Origin of the sequence: Rhizorhabdus phycosphaerae (assembly GCF_011044255.1) — a bacterium.
Taxonomy (GTDB): Bacteria; Pseudomonadota; Alphaproteobacteria; order Sphingomonadales; family Sphingomonadaceae; genus Rhizorhabdus; species Rhizorhabdus phycosphaerae.
The window spans coordinates 4241205-4264503 of the sequence record NZ_CP049107.1 but is presented as its reverse complement, the minus strand read 5'-3'; the positions used below and the strand labels follow the sequence as shown (position 1 = coordinate 4264503).

General features: G+C 65.5%; 26 protein-coding genes. 10 read left to right on the top strand and 16 right to left on the bottom strand.

Going from position 1 to position 23299, the window contains the following annotated elements; all coding sequences use genetic code 11:
• Window positions 1-4 precede the first annotated feature (4 nt).
• The 7 genes from grxD to G6P88_RS19830 form a co-directional block, all read right to left on the bottom strand.
• Window positions 5-334, bottom strand: coding sequence for a Grx4 family monothiol glutaredoxin (grxD, locus tag G6P88_RS19860; protein ID WP_165324746.1), 330 nt, complete (start codon window positions 332-334; stop codon window positions 5-7).
• Between the two features lie 64 nt (window positions 335-398).
• Window positions 399-632 (bottom strand): BolA/IbaG family iron-sulfur metabolism protein, encoded by a 234-nt coding sequence (locus tag G6P88_RS19855; protein ID WP_165324745.1) that lies wholly within the window; start codon window positions 630-632, stop codon window positions 399-401.
• A gap of 3 nt (window positions 633-635) precedes the next feature.
• A complete protein-coding gene (locus G6P88_RS19850; RefSeq protein WP_165324744.1) occupies window positions 636-959 on the bottom strand; it encodes a DUF1476 domain-containing protein in 324 nt (107 codons plus the stop codon).
• A gap of 85 nt (window positions 960-1044) precedes the next feature.
• On the bottom strand, window positions 1045-1623 hold the full coding sequence (leuD, locus tag G6P88_RS19845; RefSeq protein WP_165325316.1) for a 3-isopropylmalate dehydratase small subunit: 579 nt from the start codon (window positions 1621-1623) through the stop codon (window positions 1045-1047).
• Complete coding sequence (locus G6P88_RS19840; protein ID WP_165324743.1) at window positions 1623-2450, bottom strand: N-acyl homoserine lactonase family protein; 828 nt, start codon at window positions 2448-2450, stop codon at window positions 1623-1625. Before G6P88_RS19840 ends, leuD begins: the two co-directional genes overlap by 1 nt.
• Complete coding sequence (gene leuC / locus G6P88_RS19835) at window positions 2447-3886, bottom strand: 3-isopropylmalate dehydratase large subunit (protein ID WP_165324742.1); 1440 nt, start codon at window positions 3884-3886, stop codon at window positions 2447-2449. The genes G6P88_RS19840 and leuC overlap by 4 nt, the downstream gene beginning before the upstream one ends.
• A 162-nt stretch (window positions 3887-4048) precedes the next feature.
• Complete coding sequence (locus G6P88_RS19830) at window positions 4049-5359, bottom strand: serine hydrolase domain-containing protein (RefSeq protein ID WP_226946654.1); 1311 nt, start codon at window positions 5357-5359, stop codon at window positions 4049-4051.
• Window positions 5360-5621: 262 nt separating this feature from the next.
• On the opposite strand from G6P88_RS19830, the gene G6P88_RS19825 reads away from it, so the two are divergent.
• Together G6P88_RS19825 and G6P88_RS19820 are read left to right on the top strand one after the other, a co-directional pair.
• Entirely contained in the window at window positions 5622-5957 is a 336-nt protein-coding gene (locus G6P88_RS19825; protein ID WP_165324741.1) for an antibiotic biosynthesis monooxygenase family protein, read from the top strand.
• A 143-nt stretch (window positions 5958-6100) separates the two neighbouring features.
• Window positions 6101-7501: a GGDEF domain-containing protein gene (locus tag G6P88_RS19820; RefSeq protein ID WP_165324740.1), complete on the top strand. Its 1401-nt coding sequence runs from the start codon at window positions 6101-6103 to the stop codon at window positions 7499-7501.
• Window positions 7502-7507: 6 nt separating this feature from the next.
• Here G6P88_RS19820 and G6P88_RS19815 read toward each other — a convergent pair whose 3' ends face one another.
• The 3 genes from G6P88_RS19815 to thiS form a co-directional block, all read right to left on the bottom strand.
• Window positions 7508-7714 carry a hypothetical protein gene (locus G6P88_RS19815; RefSeq protein ID WP_165324739.1) on the bottom strand — a complete coding sequence of 69 codons (207 nt, stop codon included), beginning with the start codon at window positions 7712-7714 and terminating at the stop codon, window positions 7508-7510.
• A gap of 209 nt (window positions 7715-7923) precedes the next feature.
• Window positions 7924-8556, bottom strand: a complete 633-nt coding sequence (locus G6P88_RS19810; RefSeq protein WP_165324738.1) for an energy transducer TonB — start codon at window positions 8554-8556, stop codon at window positions 7924-7926.
• Between the two features lie 10 nt (window positions 8557-8566).
• Window positions 8567-9574 (bottom strand): sulfur carrier protein ThiS, encoded by a 1008-nt coding sequence (gene thiS / locus G6P88_RS19805; protein ID WP_165324737.1) that lies wholly within the window; start codon window positions 9572-9574, stop codon window positions 8567-8569.
• Window positions 9575-9658: 84 nt separating this feature from the next.
• Between thiS and aroQ the strand changes: the two genes are divergently transcribed.
• The 5 genes from aroQ to arsC all read left to right on the top strand — a co-directional run bounded on the left by aroQ (window position 9659) and on the right by arsC (window position 12689).
• Complete coding sequence (aroQ, locus tag G6P88_RS19800; protein WP_165324736.1) at window positions 9659-10099, top strand: type II 3-dehydroquinate dehydratase; 441 nt, start codon at window positions 9659-9661, stop codon at window positions 10097-10099.
• Between the two features lie 72 nt (window positions 10100-10171).
• Complete coding sequence (accB, locus tag G6P88_RS19795) at window positions 10172-10630, top strand: acetyl-CoA carboxylase biotin carboxyl carrier protein (protein ID WP_425594463.1); 459 nt, start codon at window positions 10172-10174, stop codon at window positions 10628-10630.
• A 6-nt stretch (window positions 10631-10636) separates the two neighbouring features.
• Complete coding sequence (accC, locus tag G6P88_RS19790; protein WP_165324734.1) at window positions 10637-11989, top strand: acetyl-CoA carboxylase biotin carboxylase subunit; 1353 nt, start codon at window positions 10637-10639, stop codon at window positions 11987-11989.
• Window positions 11962-12354, top strand: coding sequence for an ACT domain-containing protein (locus tag G6P88_RS19785; RefSeq protein ID WP_226946653.1), 393 nt, complete (start codon window positions 11962-11964; stop codon window positions 12352-12354). The genes accC and G6P88_RS19785 overlap by 28 nt, the downstream gene beginning before the upstream one ends.
• Window positions 12351-12689 carry an arsenate reductase (glutaredoxin) gene (gene arsC, locus G6P88_RS19780; protein WP_165324733.1) on the top strand — a complete coding sequence of 113 codons (339 nt, stop codon included), beginning with the start codon at window positions 12351-12353 and terminating at the stop codon, window positions 12687-12689. The genes G6P88_RS19785 and arsC overlap by 4 nt, the downstream gene beginning before the upstream one ends.
• On the opposite strand, the gene G6P88_RS19775 is transcribed toward arsC, so the two are convergent.
• Genes G6P88_RS19775 through G6P88_RS19765 form a run of 3 tightly spaced genes read right to left on the bottom strand, consistent with a single transcriptional unit; the run spans window position 12686 to window position 17678 of the window.
• Window positions 12686-13402, bottom strand: a complete 717-nt coding sequence (locus tag G6P88_RS19775) for a GDSL-type esterase/lipase family protein (RefSeq protein WP_165324732.1) — start codon at window positions 13400-13402, stop codon at window positions 12686-12688. The genes arsC and G6P88_RS19775 overlap by 4 nt on opposite strands.
• A 58-nt stretch (window positions 13403-13460) precedes the next feature.
• Window positions 13461-16886 (bottom strand): chromosome segregation SMC family protein, encoded by a 3426-nt coding sequence (locus tag G6P88_RS19770; protein WP_165324731.1) that lies wholly within the window; start codon window positions 16884-16886, stop codon window positions 13461-13463.
• 45 nt (window positions 16887-16931) lie between these two features.
• Entirely contained in the window at window positions 16932-17678 is a 747-nt protein-coding gene (locus tag G6P88_RS19765; protein ID WP_165324730.1) for a thioredoxin domain-containing protein, read from the bottom strand.
• 32 nt (window positions 17679-17710) lie between these two features.
• Here G6P88_RS19765 and G6P88_RS19760 point away from each other — a divergent pair, with 32 nt between their 5' ends.
• Window positions 17711-19012: a hypothetical protein gene (locus G6P88_RS19760; protein ID WP_165324729.1), complete on the top strand. Its 1302-nt coding sequence runs from the start codon at window positions 17711-17713 to the stop codon at window positions 19010-19012.
• 15 nt (window positions 19013-19027) lie between these two features.
• Here G6P88_RS19760 and G6P88_RS19755 read toward each other — a convergent pair whose 3' ends face one another.
• Entirely contained in the window at window positions 19028-19741 is a 714-nt protein-coding gene (locus G6P88_RS19755) for a thioredoxin domain-containing protein (protein WP_165324728.1), read from the bottom strand.
• The gene (locus G6P88_RS19750; protein WP_165324727.1) at window positions 19738-20322 is read right to left on the bottom strand and encodes a DUF721 domain-containing protein; all 585 of its coding nucleotides are present in this window, start codon (window positions 20320-20322) and stop codon (window positions 19738-19740) included. The genes G6P88_RS19755 and G6P88_RS19750 overlap by 4 nt, the downstream gene beginning before the upstream one ends.
• Window positions 20323-20336: 14 nt before the next feature.
• On the opposite strand from G6P88_RS19750, the gene mutY reads away from it, so the two are divergent.
• Both mutY and nudC read left to right on the top strand, forming a co-directional pair.
• Window positions 20337-21395, top strand: coding sequence for an A/G-specific adenine glycosylase (mutY, locus tag G6P88_RS19745; RefSeq protein ID WP_165324726.1), 1059 nt, complete (start codon window positions 20337-20339; stop codon window positions 21393-21395).
• Window positions 21395-22288 carry an NAD(+) diphosphatase gene (nudC, locus tag G6P88_RS19740; RefSeq protein WP_165324725.1) on the top strand — a complete coding sequence of 298 codons (894 nt, stop codon included), beginning with the start codon at window positions 21395-21397 and terminating at the stop codon, window positions 22286-22288. The genes mutY and nudC overlap by 1 nt, the downstream gene beginning before the upstream one ends.
• A gap of 16 nt (window positions 22289-22304) precedes the next feature.
• Here nudC and G6P88_RS19735 read toward each other — a convergent pair whose 3' ends face one another.
• Window positions 22305-23207, bottom strand: a complete 903-nt coding sequence (locus G6P88_RS19735) for a prephenate dehydratase (protein ID WP_165324724.1) — start codon at window positions 23205-23207, stop codon at window positions 22305-22307.
• Window positions 23208-23299 lie beyond the last annotated feature (92 nt).

Genomic DNA, 23299 nt, shown 5'->3' with positions numbered 1-23299 from the left:
CATATCAGGCGTGCGGTACGCCCTTCTCTTCGAGAAGCTCGGCGAGTTCGCCGGCCTCATACATTTCCATCATGATATCCGACCCGCCGACGAATTCGCCCTTCACGTAAAGCTGCGGGATGGTCGGCCAATCGGAGAACTCCTTGATCCCCTGGCGGATGCCGGGATCCTGAAGCACGTCGATCGTCGCATATTCGACGCCGAGATGCTCGAGGATCGCGATCGCCCGGCTGGAGAAACCGCACTGCGGAAACAGCGGAGTGCCCTTCATGAACAGAAGAACGTCGGCCGAATTGACCGCCGTCGCGATACGGGCCTGAACGTCGTCACTCATCACGAAACTCCCTAAGGCCATTTCACGACAGAAGGATGACCATCTGCCGGAAAAGCTGCAAAAATCAGTCGGGTACGCCGGTGCTCAGCTGAAGGGCATGCAGTACGCCACCCATGCGGCCGCCCAAAGCGTCATAGACCTTACGCTGCTGGTTTATCCGCGTCAGGCCGCGAAAGCTCTCGCTCACGACCCGCGCGGAATAATGGTCGCCATCGCCGGCGAGGTCGGTGATCTCGACCTGCGCATCGGGCAGCGCGGCCTTGATCATCGCCTCGATGTCGGACGCGGCCATCGGCATGGCTTACTTGCCTTCCATCAGCTGGCGACGTGCCTCGACGGCCTTCGCCTCGAGCGCCGTGCGGATGGCGGACTCGTCGACCTCCACGCCAGCCGAGGTCAGGTCGCCCAGCAGCTTGCGGATCACATCCTCGTCGCCCGCTTCCTCGAAATCGGCCTGGACGACCGACTTGGAATAGCTGTCGGTTTCCTCGGCCGTCAGCTTCATCATGCTCGCCGCCCACTGGCCCAGCAGACGGTTGCGCCGCGCCGTAATGCGGAAGGCCATCTCCTGGTCATGGGCGAACTTGTTTTCGAAGGCCTGTTCGCGATCGTCGAAAGTGGTCATCTGAATCCCTGTTCGCCTGTGGTTTCCAGCCCAGATAGGCATCCGGCCCACGACGCGCAACTGCGCAGCGCCCGGGCCTCCGCCGTCAGAGCCAGGGGCGCTCGGCCGCCATCTTCTGCTCATAGCCCGAAATGGCGACATCGCGCGCCATCGTCATGCCGACCTCGTCGAGGCCATTGAGCAGACAATATTTACGGAAAGGATCGATCTCGAAGGTGAAGCGATCCTGGAAGGGGGTGGTCACCGACTGCTGGTCGAGGTCGATCGCGATCGGATGGGTCTTCGCCACTTCGAGCAGACGGTCGACCGCATCCTGCGGCAGGACGACGGTCAGGATGCCGTTCTTGAACGCATTGCCCGAAAAGATGTCCGAGAAGCTCGGCGCGATCACGGCTTCGACGCCCATGTCGGCCAGCGCCCAGGCGGCATGCTCGCGGCTCGACCCGCAGCCGAAATTGTCACCGGCGATCACGATGTTGGCGCCGGCATATTCCGGGTCGTCGAACACGTTGCCCGGCTGTGCGCGGATCGATTCGAACGCGCCCTTGCCGAGCCCCTTGCGGGTGATGGTCTTCAGATAGGGCGCAGGGATGATCACGTCGGTGTCGACATTCTTGAGGCCGAGCGGATAGGCCCTGCCCTCGATCTCACGGATCGGCTTCATCATTCGGCTCCTTCGGGAAAGGCTGGCAGCTTCGCGACGTCGCGGGGATCATGCTGGATTATCGACACCGCCTTCAGCGAAGCGCCGAGTTTGCGGAAACGGTCCATTGCCGCGAGCGAATCCGCGCGGTCGACATTGAAGGTCGGCACACCGTCGCTATCGAGATTCTCGTGAAAATGTGCGACGTCACCCGACAGCAGGACGGTCCTGCCGCTCGGGAGGCGGACGATCAGTCCATGATGCCCCGGCGTATGCCCGCCCAGCGCGATCATCACGACGCTGCCGTCGCCGAACAGGTCCTTGTCTCCCTCGACGCCTTCGACCTTGGCGCCTTCCGCCAGCCAGGGGGCAATCGGCTTGCCGACCGCAGCATCGGCGCGCGCGACCTTGAGGTCCCCTGCCCCGATCATCAGCTTTGCCTTGGGAAAATCGGCGGCCTGGCCGGTATGATCGAAATGATAATGGCTGATACCGATCAGGCCGATCTGCTCGGGCTTCACGCCAATCTGCGCCAGTTGCTCGACGATCGTCCGGTCGAGGCGCGCGTTCATCGGCTGGCTGGGATCGGCCTTCGCACCGCGTGCGGACGCCGGAATGCCGGTGTCCCACAACATATAGGCGTCGCCGTCCTTGATCAGATAGCAGCTGGCCACCAACTCGCGCGTCTGGCCGGTGTAGGACTGCGTGTCCGAGAAGACGTTCAGTTGGTTGACGATCACCTTCCCGCAGTCGAGGCGCCACAGCTTCTCGACGGTACCTGGCGTGGCCGCAGCCGCACCGCCGGCCCACAGGCCGATGGCCGCCGCGACCGCGAGCGAACGGATCATCCGAGCCGTTCCAGCGTGCGGACGTCGGCCAGCCGCCCGGTCACCGCCGCGGCCGCCGCCATGGCGGGCGAAACCAGATGGGTGCGCGCGCCCGGGCCCTGTCGGCCGACGAAATTGCGGTTCGAGGTCGAGGCGCAGCGTTCGCCCGCCGGAACCTTGTCCGGGTTCATCGCGAGGCACATCGAGCAGCCCGGCTCGCGCCATTCGAAGCCCGCTTCAATGAAGACCCGGTCGAGCCCCTCTTCCTCGGCCTGCCGCTTGACCAGGCCAGAACCCGGAACGATCAGCGCCTGACGGATATTCGGCGCGACCTTGCGACCGCGGGCGATGTCGGCGGCGGCGCGAAGGTCCTCTATCCGGCTGTTGGTGCAGCTGCCGATGAAGACATGCTGGACCTCGACCTGCTCGATCGGCGTTCCGGGCGTGAGGCCCATATAGTCGAGCGACTTCTGCGCCGCGACCTGCTTGGACGCGTCGGCGAAGCTCGACGGATCGGGCACGACGCCCGTGACGGGAATGACGTCCTCGGGGCTGGTGCCCCAGGTCAGGCTGGGCGCGATGTCGGCGGCGTCGATCACGACGACCTTGTCGTAATGCGCGCCGGCATCGGTCGGCAGCGTCTTCCACCAGGCAAGCGCCTTGTCCCACTCGGCACCCTTGGGCGCCATGGGCCGGCCCTGGATGTAGGCGTAGGTCTTCTCGTCCGGGGCGATCAGGCCGGCGCGTGCGCCACCCTCGATCGACATGTTGCAGACGGTCAGACGCCCCTCGATCGACATCTCGCGGAAGACGTTGCCGGTATATTCGATGACATAGCCGGTGCCGCCCGCAGCACCGATCACGCCGATGATGTGGAGCACAACATCCTTGGGCGACACCCCGAGACCCAGCTTGCCTTCGACGCGCACTTCCATCGATTTGGACTGGGCGAGCAGCAGCGTCTGGGTCGCCATCACATGCTCGATCTCGGACGTGCCGATACCGAAGGCGAGCGCGCCGAGGCCGCCGTGCGATGCCGTATGGCTGTCGCCGCAGACGATCGTCGTGCCCGGGAGCGAAAAGCCCTGCTCGGGCCCGACGACGTGGACGATGCCCTGCTCGACATCGGTGGCATCGATGTAGCGTACGCCGAATTCAGGCGCGTTCTTTTCGAGGGCCGAGAGCTGCGCCGCCGACTCGGGGTCCGCGATCGGCACGCGGCGCCCATCCGCGTCGACGCGCGGCGTGGTCGGAAGATTATGATCAGGCACCGCCAGCGTCAGGTCCGGCCTGCGCAGCTTGCGTCCCGCGACGCGCAGCGCCTCGAAGGCCTGGGGGCTGGTGACCTCATGGACGAGGTGGCGATCGATGTAGATCAGGCAGGTCCCGTCGTCGCGGCGCTCGACGACATGGGCGTCCCAGATCTTCTCGTAGAGGGTGCGTGGCTTGCTGGACATGCGCGCCGATCTAGCCAACGGCGCGATAATGTCAAAGGAGACTGATCATCATCTCCGAAAGTTGCGCTTTTCGCATCTGCCGCAAACTATCCGTGCAGCGGGGACATGCGAAGACAGGCCTTGGACGAACGACAGTTCGCGTTCGCACAAAAGATACAATTCCTATTTGTCGAGCTCCATCCAGTCCTTGAACGGCTGGTTATAGAGCATGTCGAGAACCTCGAGCTGCATACCGGTCGGCTCGACGGCGGTGGAGTTCCACAGCATCGCCACTCCCGACTTCAGCAGCGGGTCGAACAGGATCAGCGACCGATAGCCGTCGACCGCACCGCGGTGGCCGATCACCTCGCGCCCCTGATAATGCCAGATGCGCCAGCCGAGGCCATAGGAGGCATCCTTGAGCGACTGGTCCAGCTCGCGCTGGCGGTGGATCGAATAGGTGCGAATGCGGGGGCTATGGATTTCGCGCAGCAGCTTGCGCGAGAGGACGCGCGGGGCGGCGCCCATCTGTGCCCGCATCCAGATACCCAGATCGATGATCGACGAGTTGACCCCGCCTGCGGCGGGCGTCCGGTAATAAGCGTCGGCCACCTTCAGTTCGCGACGCCCCTGATGCGGCGGCGCCCAATTGTCCGAGGATTCGAGCCCTTCGCGGCTCAGCGTCGCCGAGGTCATGCCGAGCGGCCGGAACAGCATGCGCTGGACAAGGTCGGCATAGGACGCACGGCCCGCATGTTCGGCCGCCTCGCTGGCGGCGTCATAGGCAATGTTCTGATAGCTGTAGCATTTGCCGGGCGGACACAGCAGCGGGATCTGGTTCAGGCGACTGCGGATTTCCTTGGGATCGCGGCCGTCCTCGAGATCCTGATCATAGGCATTCTTCCAGATGCCCAGGCTCTGCGAGAGGAGGTTGTCGAGGGTGGCCACGTCCTGCGCATTTTCCGGGAGTTTCAGCGAGGGCGCCCAGCGCGACACCGGATCGCGCAAGGACAGCATCTTGCGTTCCGCCATCTTGGCGATGAGCGTCGAGGCGACTCCCTTCGAGACCGACGCCCAGCGGAAGACAGTGTGGGCGTCGACCGGGTGCCCGTCCGGACCATCGCTGGTGACGCCATAGCCCTTGGCAAAGCTGAGTTCGCCATTCTCGACCGTCACGATCGCGACGCCCACGACCGACTTCTTTTCCGCCAGCCGTCGCATCCGGCTGTCGAGCCGCGCATAGTCGATACGGCGCGGCCCTGCCTTGCTGATGCCGATACGGCTGAGGTCGACCGACAGCCTTTCGGCTCCGGGCTTCGGCGCATCGCTTACGCGCCGCAAGTAAATGCCGCCTGCGGCGATAAACGCGATCAGCACCGCGAGGAAGACCACGCCCGCGACGACCAGCCCCCGTTCGATCTGGATCACGGTCGCCACCGGCTTCTCGCTGGGTGGCATGTCAGGGCGGGCGGGTTTTTCCTTGTCGGGTGTCACGGGGCGAAGGGGACCTGAGGAACGGTGGAAAGGACGGATCCCGGACCGGCGAACGCCGACGGTCACAGGATGACATGCGCTACCCAATGCACCATCCCGCACGTCGCCGGAAGGCCCGGCGGCATCACATGGCCGTTTCGCTGCCCCCGTCCGCCGCAGCGACGAAAAAGATGCGGAACCGCCCGGAAATGCGCCGATTGTCGATGTAATCCGTTGACCTGCCACGCCCTTTTGGACATGCATCCGGCAATGGGAGGATAGGATGATCAAGGAACTGGCTGAAATAGATATCAAGCCGGGGCATGAGCGGGATTTCGAGGCCGCCGCAGCAGTCGCCAAGGATCTGTTCCTCGCCTCGAAGGGATGCCTCGCCTTCCGCCTCCATCGGTCGATGGAGCAGCCCAGCCGCTATCGCATGTTCGTCGAATGGGAAACCATCGAGGATCACATGATCGAGTTCCGCAACTCCGATGCCTTTCTGGAATGGCGGCGGCTCTGCGGCCCCTTCTTCCAGAATCCCCCGCGCGTCGAACATCTGACCGTCATCGTCGAGGGCAAGAGCCATGACGAGGACGCCGAGGCGATGGCAGCGGAATAGACCAAATCCCGCCGGCCCCGCGCTCCGGGAGGCCGTTAACCAGGAAGATTCGACTAATGGAGGTCGAGTCTGCGCCAAGGAATTTTTCATCTCCGCGCGTCATGCTGTAGATTGGCCAGCGTGTACGAGTGGAGTTTGCTTCGATGCCGGCTGTCCGGCTTGATCCCTGCTGGTCGCACGAACTGCTCGCGCTGCAATCGGCCGCGAGTACGGTCGAAGGCGATCTCAAAGAGCTGATGCAGCTCGTGGTCGAGCATGCGCTGCGCATGGTCGGCACGGCCAGTGGTGCCATGATCGACATAAGGGATCTCGACGAGCGCGAATGCCGCGCCGCCAGCGGAACCGCCGCTGCCTATCTCGGCCACCGACAGCCCGTTGCGGGCGAGCTCTTCCGCCAATGCACAGAGCAACGGCGCGCGCAGCTCTGCGTGGACAGCCAGAAGGACGACAGGGTCGATGCGGCTTTCTGTCGCGAGGCCGATATCGGATCGATCATCTTGGCACCGATCCTGTACGAGGGCGCCGTGGTGGGCACGCTCAAGCTCTTCGGACGCGAGCCCCACAGTTTCGGCGAAGATGAACTGCTGGTCGCCCAGCTTCTTGCCGGGACGATCGTCACGGGACTGGCTGCGCTTGCCAGGGACGACGCCTATCGCGCCTTGGAACATATGGGCAAGCGCTTCCAGGCCACATTCGAGCAGGCAGCCGTCGGCATGGCGCATGTGGCGATAGACGGCCACTTCCTGCTCGTGAACGACCGCTTCTGCGAGGTCATCGGGCGGTCGCGGGAATCGCTGCTCGACAGCAGCTATCAGCAGATTACGCACGAAGCCGATCTTGAGGCGGACGTCCGCCATGTCGAAAGCCTCCTTTCGGGGCGCTCGACGGCCTACACGATCGAGAAGCGCTATATCCGGTCCGACGGAACGGCCATCTGGACCAACCTGACCGTTTCACTGGTGCGCGATGAGCGGGGGGCGCCGGAGTTTTTCGTGGCGGTCGTGGAGGATATCGGGCGCAGGAAGGCCGCCGAGGAGCGTGCGCTGCACGACCCGCTGACGGGCCTGCCCAACCGGCGCTGGCTGATCGAGCATTTCAAGGGTGAGTTCGATCGCAAGCCCGCGCGGCCCATGGTGATCGCCTATCTCGACCTCGACGGTTTCAAGGCGGTCAACGACAAATATGGGCATGCTGCGGGCGACCGATGCCTGTCCGACGTGGCTGCCTGCCTTGAACGCTCGATGCGCGCGCAGGACTCGATCTGCCGCATCGCAGGCGACGAATTCGTCCTGCTGATGCCCGACATCGACCGTGCCCGCGCGTTGGAGATCATCGCCCATTTCCAGGCCGAGCTCGCCGATCTCTGCCGCCATCGCCCCTGGTCGATCGGCGTCAGTGCCGGCGCGGTGATGATCGACGGGAAAAATCATCCCCACTGGGAGGATATATTGGAGGCGGCGGACCGGCTCATGTACGAGGCGAAGCGGTCCGGAGATGGCGCCACCATCTTCCGCTATGTCGGCGAGACGCTGGCTGCCGCCTGACCGCGGTCAGATCGTCGCGTGGCGGCAATAACGAACGCAGTCACAGTTTCCGCAACCGCTGCCATCTGAGGCCTGCGAGCAGCGCTCGAACCTTTCCAGCGCAATCTGCCATCGCTGCAGCCCCGATCCCGTCGCCGCCGAGGCTATGGCACTGTCCAAAGCCTGCCGCGCAAGCTTCCGCAAAAAGACATGCTGCTCGACACCGGTCGCCATGATCGATCGTCCCCAAAAATCCCCATGCTGCCTGTAGAGAGAGTTTGTTTCGGCCTCCCTACGTAAACATACGAAGGTTCGTCGAAGACCTGTTTCCCCGAGCTTGCAGCGGAGGAAGACCTCGGCATGGCCTCTGGACTAACGGCGTCACCCTCTGATGCGGACGGAAGAGAAGCTGTGCGATCCGACGCCGCGTAAGCGGATCGACCCTATTTCGCGTTCAGGGTGAAGCCCACTCTCGCGGTCTGAACCAACGGGATGGCTCGCCCCCCCCCCGCGTTGACCGCCGGTGGAGGCTGATAATGCTGCTTCAGATAGCTGCAGGCGGGATCGGCCATCAGTTCGAACGGTCGTTTAGCGCGCTTGGCTTCGCGTATGCCCTCAGGGAGGTAGGGGGTGCAATCTCCAATAGCGCCTGTGGCGTCGACAGTGATGGCCAGATTAATCTCTACAGAATCCGGCAATTCCTTCCGCATGATCAGAACATCGATCGTCGACGGTCTCGGGCGTTTTGCCGGCGGGCCATAGGGTATCCAGAAACTGTTGATGCTGCGATAGACAAAATACGCTGGCGCGCCATCGGGTCCAAAGGTGGGTTTGAACCGGGCGTGCTTCATGAGCACCCGGCAGGTCTTCTTGTCCAGATCCTTCCAACCGCTGTAATAGATTATTTCGCATCGCAGCGGATTGCCGGACGGCAAGACCGTCAGCCGAAAGCCGGTATGACCGGACCGTTGCTCGCGCAGAGCAGCCGATGGATAGTCGCCTGGACGCACCCACTGACCTGGGCCGATGGGCTGAGGCGCCGCCACGACGGCGAGCGCGAGCAGCGGCCCCAGCATCGCGAGGTGCTCAGATCAGTCCGGCGAGCGGGCTGGACGGGTCGGCATACATGCGTCGTCCCATACGCCCGGCGCGGTAGGCCAGGCGGCCGCTTTCGACCGCCAGCTTCATCGCGGATGCCATCATCACCGGGTTCTTCGCTTCGGCGATGGCGGTGTTCATCAACACGCCCGCGCAACCCAGTTCCATCGCGGCCGAAGCCTCCGACGCGGTGCCGACGCCCGCGTCGACCAGCACGGGGAGCTTGGTGCCCTCGACGATCAGGCGGATCGTGACCTTGTTCTGAATGCCGAGGCCCGAACCGATCGGCGCGCCGAGCGGCATGATCGCGACAGCGCCGGCATCCTCCAGCCGCTTGGCTGCGATCGGGTCGTCGACGCAATAGACCATCGGCTTGAAGCCTTCCTTGGCCAGGATCTCGGTCGCGCGGAGCGTTTCGACCATGTCGGGGTAAAGCGTCTTGGCCTCGCCCAGAACCTCGAGCTTCACCAGTTCCCAGCCGCCCGCCTCGCGCGCCAGCCGCAGCGTGCGGATCGCCTCTTCGCCGGTGTAACAGCCGGCGGTGTTGGGCAGATAGGTGATCTTCTTCGGGTCGATGAAGTCGGTCAGCATCGGCGCCTTGGGGTCGGACACATTGACCCGACGAACCGCGACGGTGACGATCTCTGCGCCGGACGCCTCGACCGCCGCCGCATTCTGGGCGAAGTCCTTATACTTGCCCGTACCGACGATCAGCCTTGACCGAAAGGTCTTCCCCGCCACCGTCCAGCTGTCGTCGTCCACCGTCACGCCATGATCTCCGCCACCCACGAAATGGACGATCTCGAGTTCGTCCCCATCTTCGATCCGCACCTGCCCCAAGGTCGACCGCGGGACAACCTCCAGGTTGCGCTCCACGGCCACCTTGACCGGGTCCAGCCCAAGTTCGAGCGCGAGGTCCGCGATGGTGAGGCCAGCGGGCACGCGGCGATGTTCGCCGTTGATGCGAAGCTGGATCGTTCCGTCGGGATTGGTCATGCGGTCTCCAATGCGCTTTGCGCTTTGCGTCGGGGCACCATATAGGGAGGCGGCTCGCACCCTCGCAATGGAAAGGCAAGCCGCGTGGCGGATCGTCCGGTCATCTATGTCCTAAACGGGCCGAATCTCAACATGCTGGGCACGCGCGAGCCCGAAATCTACGGCAGCACGACACTCGACGACATCGCCGCGATGCTCGAGGACCGCGCGCTGGAACTGGGCGTCGAGATCGACATGCGCCAGTCCAACCATGAAGGCCATCTGGTCGACTGGATACAGGAAGCGCATGCGCGCGGGGCAAAGGCGGTTCTGATCAACCCCGGTGCCTATACCCATACGTCGATCGCGCTGCACGATGCGATCAAGGGCGTCACCGTGCCCGTGATCGAGATTCATCTGTCCAACCCCCATGCTCGCGAAAGCTTCCGCCATGTCAGCTATGTCGGGCGCGCGGCGAAGGGTTCGATCATGGGATTCGGCGCCCAATCCTACATGCTGGCGCTGGACGCAGCCGCGCGCTTCTGACAATGGCGTCCGCCACAAGACGAATTTTCTGGAAGAACTATCGCTATGGCCGATCAATCGCAGGGGAAAACAATGCAGGTCGACCCGGAACTGGTGCGCCAGCTCGCCGTACTTCTCGATGACACCAACCTGACCGAGATCGAGGTCCAGGACGGCGAACGGCGGATCAAGGTCGCGCGCAACGTAACTGTCGGTGCCGCACCCGCTTACGCCTTTCCCGCCGCCGCTGCTCCCGCACCCGTCGCAGCCCCCGCTGCTGCAACCGTCGCGGCTGCGGTGGAGCCGGCTGGCGATCATCCCGGCACGGTCAAGTCGCCGATGGTCGGAACCGCCTATCTGACGCCCGAACCCGGCGCCAAGAATTTCGTCACCGTCGGCGATAAGGTCTCTGCGGGCCAGACGCTGCTGATCGTCGAGGCGATGAAGGTGATGAACGCCATCCCCGCGCCGCGTGCTGGCACGGTCAAGGCCGTGCTGGTCGAAAATGGTCAGCCGGTGGAATATGACCAGCCGCTCGTAGTCGTCGAGTAACGCATCGTGGCGATAACAAAGGTCCTGATCGCCAATCGCGGTGAGATCGCGCTCCGCATCCACCGTGCCTGCCACGAAATGGGCATCCAGACCGTCGCGGTCCACTCGACCGCCGACGCCGATGCCATGCATGTGCGCCTGGCCGACCAGTCGGTCTGCATCGGACCGCCGGCTGCGGCGGAGAGCTATCTCAACATCCCGAACATCATCGCCGCGGCGGAAATCTCTGGCGCGGACGCCGTTCATCCCGGCTATGGTTTTCTCTCGGAGAACGCGCTGTTCGCCGAGATCGTCGAATCGCACAACCTGATCTGGATCGGCCCGAAGCCCGAGCATATCCGGACTATGGGCGACAAGATCGAAGCCAAGACGACCGCGGCCAAGCTCGGCCTTCCTCTCGTTCCCGGATCGCCCGGCCCCCTCACCTCGCTCGAGGAGGCGAAGGAGATCGCGGCGGAAATCGGTTATCCCGTTCTGATCAAGGCGGCATCGGGCGGTGGCGGACGCGGCATGAAGGTCGTGCCCGACGAAAGCCAGCTCGAAACGATGATGGCGCAGGCCGGTTCCGAGGCGAAGGCCGCCTTCGGCGACGCTACCGTCTATATGGAGAAGTATCTCGCCGATCCGCGCCATATCGAGTTCCAGGTGTTCGGCGACGGCAACGGCAATGCCATCCATGTCGGCGAGCGGGACTGTTCGCTGCAGCGCCGCCACCAGAAGGTTCTCGAGGAAGCGCCCTCGCCCGTCCTGACCCATGCGCAGCGGACCGAGATGGGCGACATCGTCGCGCGCGCCATGGCCGATATGGGCTATCGCGGCGCCGGCACGATCGAGTTCCTTTACGAGAATGGCGAGTTCTATTTCATCGAGATGAACACCCGCCTTCAGGTAGAGCATCCGGTGACCGAGGCGATCACCGGCCTCGATCTGGTCCGCGAGCAGATCCGCATCGCCGAGGGCAAGCCGCTGTCGGTGACCCAGGAAGACCTCGAATTTCGCGGTCACGCGATCGAGTGCCGGATCAATGCCGAGGATTGGCGCACCTTCGCGCCGAGCCCTGGTCTGGTGAAGACCTTCCACGCGCCCGGCGGCATGCATGTGCGCGTCGATAGCGGCCTCTATGCCGGCTATCGGATCCCGCCTTACTACGACTCGATGATCGCCAAGCTGATCGTCTATGGGCGTGATCGCGAGGGCTGTCTGCGCCGCCTGCGGCGGGCGCTCGAGGAGTTCGTGGTCGAAGGCGTGAAGACCACGATCCCACTCCACCAGGCGCTGCTCGACGATCCCGACTTCCAAAAGGGTGAGTACACGATCAAGTGGCTGGAGAAGTGGCTGGCCGAACAGGGCAACAGCTGACCGGCGAGCGCGATCTGGCGAGGCTTCTCGCCTCGATGGCGCCGGTGCTGGACGATGCACGCCATGCAATCCGGGCGATGGCCGCCGGGGAGTCCCCCTCCTCCGAGGTCTTCGCCCTGATCTGCGAGGCGGAGGGCTGGACAATCATCCTGCCCGATCCCGAGGGGGACTGGGCGCGGATCAGCCTGTCGGTCCATTCCGACCTTGCCGCCGTCGGCCTGACTGCTGCGATCTCCGGTGCGCTTGCCGCTGCCGGGATCGCCGCCAATGTTGTCGCCGGCCTCAACCACGACCACATCCTTGTTCCCTGGGCGCGCCGTCAGGAGGCGCTCGACATTCTCGGATCGCTCGGAGACGACGCATGAAGGCCACCATCTGGCACAATCCCCGCTGCTCGAAATCGCGCGAAGCGCTGGCGATCCTCGAAGCGACGCCCGGCGTCGAAGTCAGCGTGGTCGAATATCTGAAGACCCCGCCCTCGCGCGCGCAGATCGCCGCCATCTATGCCAAGGCCGACATGTCGCCCACCGACGGGCTGCGCAAGGCAGAGGACGGCGCCAAGGCGCTCAAAGGCGCGAGCGACGACGCGATCCTCGACGCGATGGCAGCCGATCCGATCCTGATCGAGCGGCCGCTGGTCGAGACCGACAAGGGCGCACGGCTCGGCCGCCCGCCGGAAAAGATCCGCGAGATCCTTTAGCGGGCGGCGGACGTGGCAGCTCGGACTGCTTCGTCGGCGGATCCCGACAGATAGCGCGCGAGGATCCCGGTCCACCGCCTATAGCCCTGCGCGTTGAGGTGAAGGCCGTCGACGCTGAAGAAGCGCGGGTCGGGCTTCCCGCCCTCGTCCAGCAGCGCGCCGCCGACATCGACGAAATCAAAACCGATCTCGGTCGATTTCGCCCTAATCACGGCATTGGCGGCCGCCATCTTCGCATAGAGATCCCACCGCAGCGGCGTAGGTTTCATCGACAGATAGGCGATCCGCGCGCGGGGCATGTCGGAACGAAGCCGGCTCAGCAGGGCCAATATGTCGGCCTGCGCCATTTCCGCCGACGCGCCGGCCGCTATGTCATTCTCACCGACATAGACGATCACCGTGTCCGGCTGAACGCCCGCCACGATCCGCTCATAATGATGCAGCACGTCCGCGGTGGTCGCCCCGCCGAAACCGCGATTGAGCGCGTGAAGGTCCGGAAAGCTGCCGTCGATATCCCATAGCCGGATGCTCGAACTGCCGAGAAAGAGCGTCGAAACGCCCTCGGACGGCAAGGGACGGGCAACAAGGGCAGCCACCTCCGCCTCGAAGCGAGCCGCGGCCTTGTCCGCGCCGGTCGCGGGAGCAGCCCAGCCATGCGTCGACCAGGTGCCGGCGACAAGCGCGAAAGAAAGTCCGATTCTGGTCTTCGCCATCTGCCGCACCCGCCCAATATATCCCCGGATGCCCGCCGAAAAAGCGGTGGTGCCGAAACTATTCCGCCGCCAGCAGCTGCTCGGCCCCTCCGAGATCGACTGAAACGAGCCGACTGACGCCACGCTCGACCATCGTGACCCCGAACAGCCGGTGCATCCGGCTCATCGTCACCGCATTGTGGGTAACGATGAGATAGCGGGTTTCGGTCTCACGGGTCATCGCGACCAGCAGGTCGCAAAAACGCTCGATATTGGCGTCGTCCAGCGGCGCATCGACCTCGTCGAGCACGCAGATCGGGGCGGGGTTGGTGAGGAACAGCGCGAAGATCAGCGCCACCGCCGTCAGCGCCTGCTCGCCACCCGACAGAAGCGTCAGCGAGGAGAGATTCTTTCCTGGCGGCTGGGCCATGATCTCGAGCCCCGCTTCGAGCGGATCTTCACTGTCGATCAGCGCCAGATGCGCCTCCCCCCCACCGAAGAGCGTGGTGAAGAGGCGTCGGAAATGGCCGTTGACCGCCTCGAACGCCGCCAGCAGCCGTGCCCGCCCCTCACGGTTGAGACTGCCGATCGAGCCGCGCAGGCGGTTGACCGCCTGTTGCAGTTCGTCGCGTTCGGCGATGCTGGTTCCATGCTGTGCCTCGATCTCCGCCAGTTCGGTGTCGGCGACGAGATTGACCGGCCCCAGCCGCTCGCGATCTGCCGTCAGCCGATCGAGCCGGCCGGACTCGGTCGCACCGTCGGCCACTTCGACAGCCACGAAGCCCAGCCTCTCGGGCAGCACCGGTGCCGGACATTCGAAGCGCTCGCCGGAGATCCGGCTCATCTCGATCCGGCGCAGTTCCTGATTCTCGAACCGCGCCTGCGCCCCCGCCCGCGCCTCGCGGGCCGAGGCGAGTGCCTCGCCCGCCTGTGCCAGGCCAGCCTCGATTGCGCGTAGCGCGGCCTCGGCTTCGCGCTCCTTCTGCAGCAGCGCCTCGGCAGCCCTGCCCGCTTCTTCCGCATCGGTGCGGATGGTGGCGATCAGCGCTTCCAACTCCTCGGGGCGACCCGCCAGCGAGCGTGCCTCGGTCTCGATCGCCGATGCGCGACCGTCCATCTCGGCGATGCGGCTCGCGGCGTCGCCGGCGCGATTCCGCCAGCTCTTCGCTTCTGCCTTCGCGGCCTGCTGGCGCTGCATGTCCGCCGATGCTGCCTGCGCCAGCGTCATCGCCTGCCCACGCGCTTCGAACAGCCGGGCCCGCACCGCCTCGCTGGCCGCGCGCAAGCGGTCGACCTCGGCGCGGCTTGCCTCGCCATCGGGCAGAGCGAGCATGACCGACATCTGCTGCGCGACCGCTGCTTCCGCCTCGGCGACCTCGGTTGCCGCGCGGGCCTTGCGGTCCATCATCGCCGCCCTTTGCGTCGCCAGCCGTTCGATCGCGGTCGTCGCCTGATCCTCGTCGCGGATCGCATTGCGCTGCGCCGTTTCCGCCCGGGCGAGGTCGGAGCGCGCAGTTTCAACCGCGGTCCGCGCCGCCTGCACCGCATTGCCCGCCTCTGCCAATGCCGCCTGGGCACTCTCCAGCTCCGCCCGCGCGGGCGCAATCTGGGCACGCAGCGCCTCCAGCCGATTGGCACGAACGAGCCGCTCGGCCGCAGCCGCTCCGACATCGGCAGCGACGAAGCCGTCCCAACGGCGCATCCTGCCGTCGCGGGTGACGAGACGCTGTCCCACGCCCAGCTTGACCGACCCGTCGTCGGCATCGACGACGGCCACCTGCGCAAGCCGACGGCCCAATTCGACCGGTGCCGCGACGTGATCCGCCAGATTTTCGCAGCCAGCCGGCAGCATCGGATCGCCATCACCGGCATCCGCTCCCGACCAGCGCAGCCGCCCGTCCGTGCCGATCGCGGCCTCCAGATCGTCACCCAATGCTGCCGCCAGCGCGCGCTCATAGCCCGGTGCCGCCCGGACATGGTCGATCGCCCGATTGCCGGCACCGCCGACAGGAAGGCTCTTTTCCAGCGAACGCGCCTCGGATTCCAGCGCGGCCAGAGCGGCGCGCGCCGCGCCGGTAGCGGCCTCCGCCCCTTCGCGCCGTTCGGCCGCCGCAGCCCGGGCCTCCTCGCTCCGGCTGATCGCCGCCATGGCTTCGGCGATCGTGCCTTCGGCCCCCTCTCGCGCAGCCGTTGCGGCGGTGCGACGCGCCAGCAACGGTGCCTCATCCCCCAGCCCGGCAATCTCGCGATCGATCCGACCTGCATCCGCCTGCGCACGGTCGAGCCGCTGTCGCGCAGCGGCGACATTGGCCTGGGCGACGCGCAGATCGGCCTGTTCGGCGGCGAAGGCGGCCTGCGCCTTGGCGACCGACAGTTCCGCCTCACGCGCCTCCGCCTCGGCATCGCGCACCTGGGCATCGATCGCCGACTGGCGGAGCGTGGCTTCCTCGATCCGCTTCCCGAGCAGCTTCTCTTCGTCCGCCAGGGCAGACAGTGCCGCTGCCGCATCGATGGCGAGGCGGTCCTCACGCGCCCGATCGCGCGCCAGCGTATCGCGACTTTGGGCGATATCCGCGAGCCGGCGCCGGACCATGTCCAGTTCACCGGTCAGTGTCGCGAGCCGGTGCGCCAGTCCGGTCGATCGTTCGCGCGCAGCCTGTGCCGCCTGCCGCGCATCGCCGACCTGTTGCACCGCTTCGGCCTGCCGAGCGGTGGCGGCCTTCTGCGCATCCGCCGCCTGCGCGACGAGCCCCTCGGCGGCCTTCGCTTCCTTCCCCGCCAGTTCGGCGGCAGCGGCAGCCTCGCGCCAGCGCGAGAAGATCAGCCGCGCCTCGGCAAGCCTTATCTGTTCGCTCAGCGCCTTGTAGCGCTCCGCCGCGCGCGCCTGCCGGCGCAGCGAAGCGGTGCGCGTCTCCATGTCGGCGATCAGGTCGTCCAACCGGGCGAGATTGGCCTCGGTTGCGCGCAGCTTCTGCTCGGCATCCTTGCGGCGTACGTGAAGCCCGGCAATGCCGGCCGCCTCTTCGAGCATCTGCCTGCGCTCGGTAGGCTTGGCCGCGATCACCGCTGCGATACGCCCTTGGCTGACGAGCGCCGGCGAGTGGGCGCCGGTCGCTGCGTCGGCAAAGAGAAGTCCGACGTCCTTCTGGCGAACGTCGCGACCGTTCATCCGATAGGCCGAGCCCGCACCACGCTCGATCCGGCGGGTGACCTCGACCTCGCGGTCCTGGTCCTCCGCCGCATCGGGGCGCTCGGTGAAGAGCGTGACCTCGGCGAAATCGCGCGCGGGCCGCGTCGTCGTGCCGGCGAAGATCACGTCTTCCATGCCGCCGCCGCGCATCGACTTGGCGCTGGATTCGCCCATCACCCAGCGAATCGCTTCGAGCAGGTTCGACTTACCGCAGCCATTGGGGCCGACGATGCCGGTCAGCCCGCGCTCGATGATCAGCTCCGCCGGTTCGACGAAGCTCTTGAAACCCGAAAGGCGAAGCTTGCGGATGCGCATCGGCGGTTCAGCGTTCCTCCGCCGAAGCGCCCGCAAGCCTCATCGTCAGCGGACCTTTTCGCGCAGCTTGGTCTCAAGGCCCGCCCAGTCATAGACGCCTTCCTGACGCTCGCCGTTGATCAGGAAGTTCGGGGTGCCGTCGACCTTGTCCTCGTTGGCGCCACGGTCGCGGATCTTGAGCAGTTCGTCGAGCGCCGCCTTGTCGGTCAGGCAGGCCTTGATGCGGTCGTCTGTCACGCCGCGCGACTTGAAGAAGTCCTTGAGGCCCGACAGCTCGACCAGCTGGGTGAACTGCTCCTGCTGCGGCAGCTTGCCGACCGACTGGAGCGTCTTCTCGTCGACCGAGTTGAACTTGCCGACCCACTGCTCCTGGGTGACGTAAAGCTGCTCGACGAAGGGGAAGAAGGTGTCCGCGCCCTGGCATCGCGCCACGAGCGTCGCGACGACGTCGAGCGGGTTCAGCACGAAGTTGCGATATTCCCAGCTGACCTTGCCGGTCTTGACGTAGGTGTCCTTGAGCGGACCCGATCCGTTCTTGGTGAAATCCCGGCAGTGCGGGCAGGTGATCGAGGCATATTCGACCAGCTTAACTGGCGCATCGGGATTGCCCATGCGGAAGCCGCCCTCGGGGGTTTTGGCGAGCGTCTCGGTCCAGTCCTTGCCGGTGTAGGGCGCGCTCGGCGCCGCGGGCGCGGCAGCGTTGGACGTCGTCGCGCTGTCCGACTCCTTCTTACCGCAGGCGGTCAGCGCGAGCGCAATCGTGATCGCCGCGACGGGAAGAACCTTCTTCATTTGATCATATACTCCAAGCAGCCACGGGGCCGTTGGGCGACAGTGATAGCCTTGGAGACGCGCGGTGCAAGCAGGCAAACGCCTTCGCCACCCCCTCCACGATCAAATCCAAAATGGACGCGTCTATCCGAGGCGGCGGTAGGCTCAGCGCGAAGCGAGGTTTAGACTTGCTGCTGCTGGACGGGAGGACGACGATGAAGCGGGCTGCCCTGAGCGCGCTATGCGCAACGTTGATCGCCACTGCGGCCACCGCTGCGCCGGTTGTGCGGCAGGAAATCAGGACGAAGGCCGGAAAGCCCTGGGTGCACAAGGGCAGCAAGTTCGCTTTTCCCGCAATGATCGGCCCGTTCAGCCGGCGCATGGTCGAGGACATCAGCGACGGCAAGCAGATCGACCTCGCTGGCACATATGACGAGCCTGGCAGCCAGACATTGGCATCCGTCTATATCTACAGACCCGCAATGCCCGATCCGGCGCTCTGGTTCGACATCTCTTCATGGTATCTGCAGCGATCCCAGTTATTGGGCGGGGTGGGCAAGGGTGCCGCGCCGACCGCCTTTCAGATGGGCTCTGGATCCGACACTTCGGCGCTTCGCCAGAGCTATGCGCTGGCTTCCAACAATGTTGGCAGCACCGGTCTTGCGATCGTCCCGATGGGCAGGTGGATCGTCAAGCTGCGGATGACGTCGAGAACGCTGTCTCCCGCCGCGCTCGACCAAGCGATGCGCGACTTCCTCTATGGTCTGTCCTGGCCATCCAATGTCCCGAGGAAGGACACCGTGCCGATCGGAGCATGTCTGCGGTCTCTCACCAATGAACGTGCGGAGGAACTCGAGCAGCCCTCCGCCGTGATATTGGTCGGCGCGATGCTTGCTTCGATGGCCGAGAAGCCCGAAGCAGATGCTCCTACCGAACCGCCAGCCCGCCTCTGCCGAGACGACATCCGTTCGAATGCGAGTCGGCCCCTCTACCAACTGGACGATGGCGCAACCGGTTATCTTCAGCCGTTGGGCGACAATGGCACCCTGCTGGTCGTTCGTAATGATCCGACCAGTGCAGCGCTGATCGTCGAGTTGGCGGGCGGGGACAAAAGCGAAAGCCGTGAGCTTTCCGGCCAGAAGGATGACGACAAAAAGGCGTCAGCCTACGATGGGAGGAAGGGATTTTTCCGGATCACGCTGATGACGCCCGAACAATGGGCTCAATATCCGGCCTTCGACTCACTGCCATCGATCGAGCAGACAACAGATGTCGTCGAAAATCGCCGTCCGCTCTCGGTTACGTCGTTTCTCAAGAAGACCGAGATCACGCTGGATCCCGCTACGTTCAAGTAAGCAGCACGGATCGGGTTACTTCAGCGCAGCCTTGATCATCGGCTCGAGGTCGGACCAGCCGTGGACATTCTCCTTGCGCTGTCCGTTGATGAGGATCAGCGGGGTACCGGGAATGCCGTCGCGCTGCCAGGCATTGCCAGCCATCTCGGCCAGCTGCTTCTTCGCCGGCTCGTTGGCGAGACAGGCGGCATAAGCCTTTGGATTGAGACCGCGCTTCTGGAAATAGGCGTCGAAGCCAGCCGACTTGGCGACCGCCGCCATCTTCTCATCCTGCGACTTGGCTTCGAAAGCCGCATCGTTCTTGGCCGCGGCACCCTTGGCCATCCAGTCTTCCTGGGTCGCAAAGAGGCCCTCGATCGAGCCGAGATAGCGCGTCGGCGGTTCGCAGCGGAGCAGTAGCGAGGCGACGAAGTCGTAGCCGTCGCGCACCGCATGGCGGACTTCGAGACTGACGAGCCCCTTGGCGATATAATCGCGCTGAAGCGTCGGCAGCGACTGCTGCGAGAGCTGTGCGCAATGCGGGCAGGTCAGCGACAGATATTCGACCAGCTTCACCTTCGCCGCCGGATTGCCGACGACGATCGCGCCTTCCGGGGTGCGGTTGACGGTGGCGAGCCAGTTGGCGCCGGCAGCGGGCTTCGCGGCCGGCTTGGGCGGCGCGGCGGCTGCGAGCGTCAGCGGGGTCGCGGCCAGCACGAGGGCGGCCAGGCGGATGGTCGATCGGATCAAAGCTCTGTCTCTCCGGAGGCGATGACGGGTGCGCCGCTGGTCGCGGCCAGCTTGCCCGCCAGCGATTCGAGGCATGTGCGCAACTCAGGGTCGGCGATCAGGCGCAGGCTGCCGCCGATGTCGGGTGAAATCGGCTTGAGCGACGGCGGCGCGACGCGGCTCTGCTGCGGTTCGGGCCGCGCGCAACTCCCCTGCCGCAGCACCACACGCGCAACCGCGCCATAGCCGAAAAAGCGGTTCACCCGCTCGACGATGGTCGGCAGGACATGCTGCATCATCGGGCCATGCGCGCCTTCCACCAGCAGGGTGAGGACGCCGTCAGAGCGCTTGCCTGCCGGAAAGCGGATCGATTCGGGTAGCGATACCTTGGCATAGCGCTCGCCGACGATCTCCGCCCAGCGGCTCACGACCGAGCTCTGGACGAATCCGAAACGGCGGAACGCGGCCCGCCCGACGTCCGGAAGCATGTCCGCAACCGACTTGGCGCCACCGCCACGCGGGCGGGCAGGCGCGGCTTCAGGCTGGGCCTTGCGCTTTCGGACAGGCGCGATTGGGGGCACTTCGTTCATCGCGCGCTTCATGCCATAGGCGCCCCATGTCCGTCGATGCCGTCTCCGAAAAATTGCTGGCCTGGTACGATGTTCATCGTCGGCATCTGCCCTGGCGCGCCGAGCCGGGTGCGCCCCTGCCCGATCCCTATCGGGTGTGGCTGTCCGAGACGATGCTGCAGCAGACGACCGTCGCGGCGGTGAAGCCCTATTTCGAGCGTTTCATGACGCGCTGGCCGACGGTACGCGATCTCGCCCGGGCCGACGATGCCGACGTCATGGCCGCCTGGGCGGGGCTCGGCTATTATGCGCGAGCCCGAAACCTGCTTGCCTGCGCCCGGGCCATCGCAGCCGACCATGGCGGCCGTTTTCCCGACACGGAAGAAGCCCTGCGGACCTTGCCGGGAATCGGCGAGTACAGCGCCGCCGCCATCGCTGCGATCGCCTTTGGCCGAAGCGCCGTCGTCGTCGATGCCAATGTCGAGCGTGTAGTCAGCCGGCTCTTCGCCTTCGACCAGCCCCTGCCCCAGGCCCGCCCAAGGCTGCGCGCGCTGGTGGCGCGGGTCACCCCCGAGGAGCGCGCAGGCGATTTCGCGCAGGCGATGATGGACCTTGGCTCCGGCATCTGCGCGGTCCGGTCGCCGCAATGCCTGATCTGCCCCTTATCCGACAGCTGCGAGGGACGCAGGCTCGGCACGCCCACGGCCTTTCCGGTCAAGGCCGCGAAGAAGCCCAAGCCGCAGCGCCATGGCACCGCCTTCTGGATCGAGCGCGACGAGAAGGTCTGGCTGGTCCGGCGTCCGGCCAAGGGAATGCTGGGGGGGATGCGCGCGCTGCCCACGGGAGACTGGGTCGATGCCGCGCCCGGCCTCGCCTCGGCCCCAATTGCCGCCGACTGGCTTCCTTGCGGGGCGGTCGATCATGTCTTCACCCATTTCGCGCTGCGCCTGTCGGTGGTGCGCGCCACCGGCAGCCCCGATGGCGAAGGCGAATGGTGGCCGGTCGCCAGCATCGGCGAGGCTGGCCTTCCGACCCTCTTCGCACGCGCCGCCGAGCGCGCTATCGCCGGTCGCGAAGGCGCCAGTCGTGCAGGCAGGGAGAGTTGATGTCCAAGATTCCTACCCCCGGGTTCACCGGCTCACCGCTCGTCCGCATCGATATCGAGCGCGACAATCTTCCCTATTTCGAAGCGGCCTGCGCCGATCCGCAGGCGAAGCTGCTGAAGCTGGACGGTCTCGCGCCCGTGCTCGACGCGGAAGGGCGGCTCGTCTGGACCGGTCTGGCCGAAGCCGATCCCGAGGCGGACCTTGCCCTGCTGGGCCTGCTTGACGAGAGGCCCTGCTTCGTCTCGCTGTCAAAGATCCCGCCCGGCCGCGACCAGCGCGGCGCGACGATCAGCGGTGCCGCCGCGATGACCGAACCCGGTGCCCCGGCCATCTATGCCGCCGCGCGTTCGCTGGTCGACTGGCACGACCGGCATCGCTTCTGCGCCAATTGCGGGCGCCCGACCAAGGTCGCCCGCTCCGGTTGGGCGCGATTCTGCCTGAAGGACGAAGGCGGCTGCGGCACCGAGCATTATCCGCGCACCGACCCGGTCGTGATCATGCTCGCCGAGCATGAGGATCATGTTCTGGTCGGCCGCAACATCAACATGCCGCCACGCTTCTTCTCGGCTCTCGCGGGTTTCCTCGAGGTCGGGGAATCGATCGAGGATGCCGTCGCGCGCGAATTGTTCGAGGAGGCGGGCGTGATTGTGACCGAGGTCCGCTATCTCGCCAGCCAGCCCTGGCCGATCCCGTCGCAGCTGATGATCGGCTGCATCGCCAAGGTCCGCGACAAGACCGTCAGACTCGACGAGAAGGAGCTGGCCGAGGCGATCTGGGTCGATCGCGATCAGGTGCGCGCTGCGCTGGCGGGCGAGCCCGACGCGCTGTTCAACATGCGCTTTCCGCTGGCGATCGCCCACACCCTGCTGACCGCCTGGGCCAACGGCGCCTGAGCGCCGCCAGCGCCGGTCAGTTGCCGAACCCGCGCTCCCGTGCGCGGGGGTAGGTGCCGAGAAGGCGAACCCATTTGGTGTGGAACGCCAGTTCCTCCAGCGCCCGGCGCACATGCGGATCGTCAGGATGCCCCTCGATATCGGCGAAGAACTCGGTCGCCGCGAAGCTGGCCCCGCGCTGGTAGCTTTCCAGCTTGGTCATGTTGACGCCGTTGGTCGCGAAGCCGCCGAGCGCCTTGTAGAGCGCGGCCGGAATATTCTTCACCTCGAAGATGAAGGTGGTCATCACCGGACCGGCGTCGGGCGCAATGTCGCGCGGCTCTCGGGCCAGAACGACGAAGCGCGTGGTGTTATCGGCAGCGTCGGCGACATTGTCTTCGACGACCTTGAGGCCATAGAGCGCCGCAGAAATCGACGGGGCGAGTGCCGCGACGGTGCCGTCTCCCGCCTCAGCGACCGCCGCAGCAGCACCTGCGGTATCGGGATAGGCCACGGCGGTCATGCCGTGCGCGCGAAGCCAGTGGCGGCACTGGCCCAATGCCTGGGGGTGACTCATCACCGTGGCGATTTCGCCATGATCGGGCAGAGCCATCAGCGTGTGGCGAATGTGAAGGAAATGCTCGCCGGTGATCACCAGCCCCGATTCGGGCAGCAGGAAATGCATGTCGGCGACGCGGCCGTGCAGCGAGTTCTCGATCGGGATGACCGCGCAGTCGGCGCGAAAGTCGCGCACCGCGTCCAGCGCATCCTCGAAACTGAAACAGGGCAGTGGCAGGCCGTTGGGAAAAGCTTCCAGCGCGGCGATGTGCGAATTGGCGCCGGGCGCGCCCTGAAAGGCCACGGCACGGGCGGTGTCGGCTTCGCAAGCGGCTGTCATCTCGGCGACCAGCGCCTGCGCGGGAGCGGGATAGTTCTGCATGTCGGGGGCCGATTAGGCGCCGCCGGACGGCTCCGCAAGCGCGGTGCGCGACATAAGCGCGTTGGAACGCTTGCGGAGGCAGGCAAGCGATT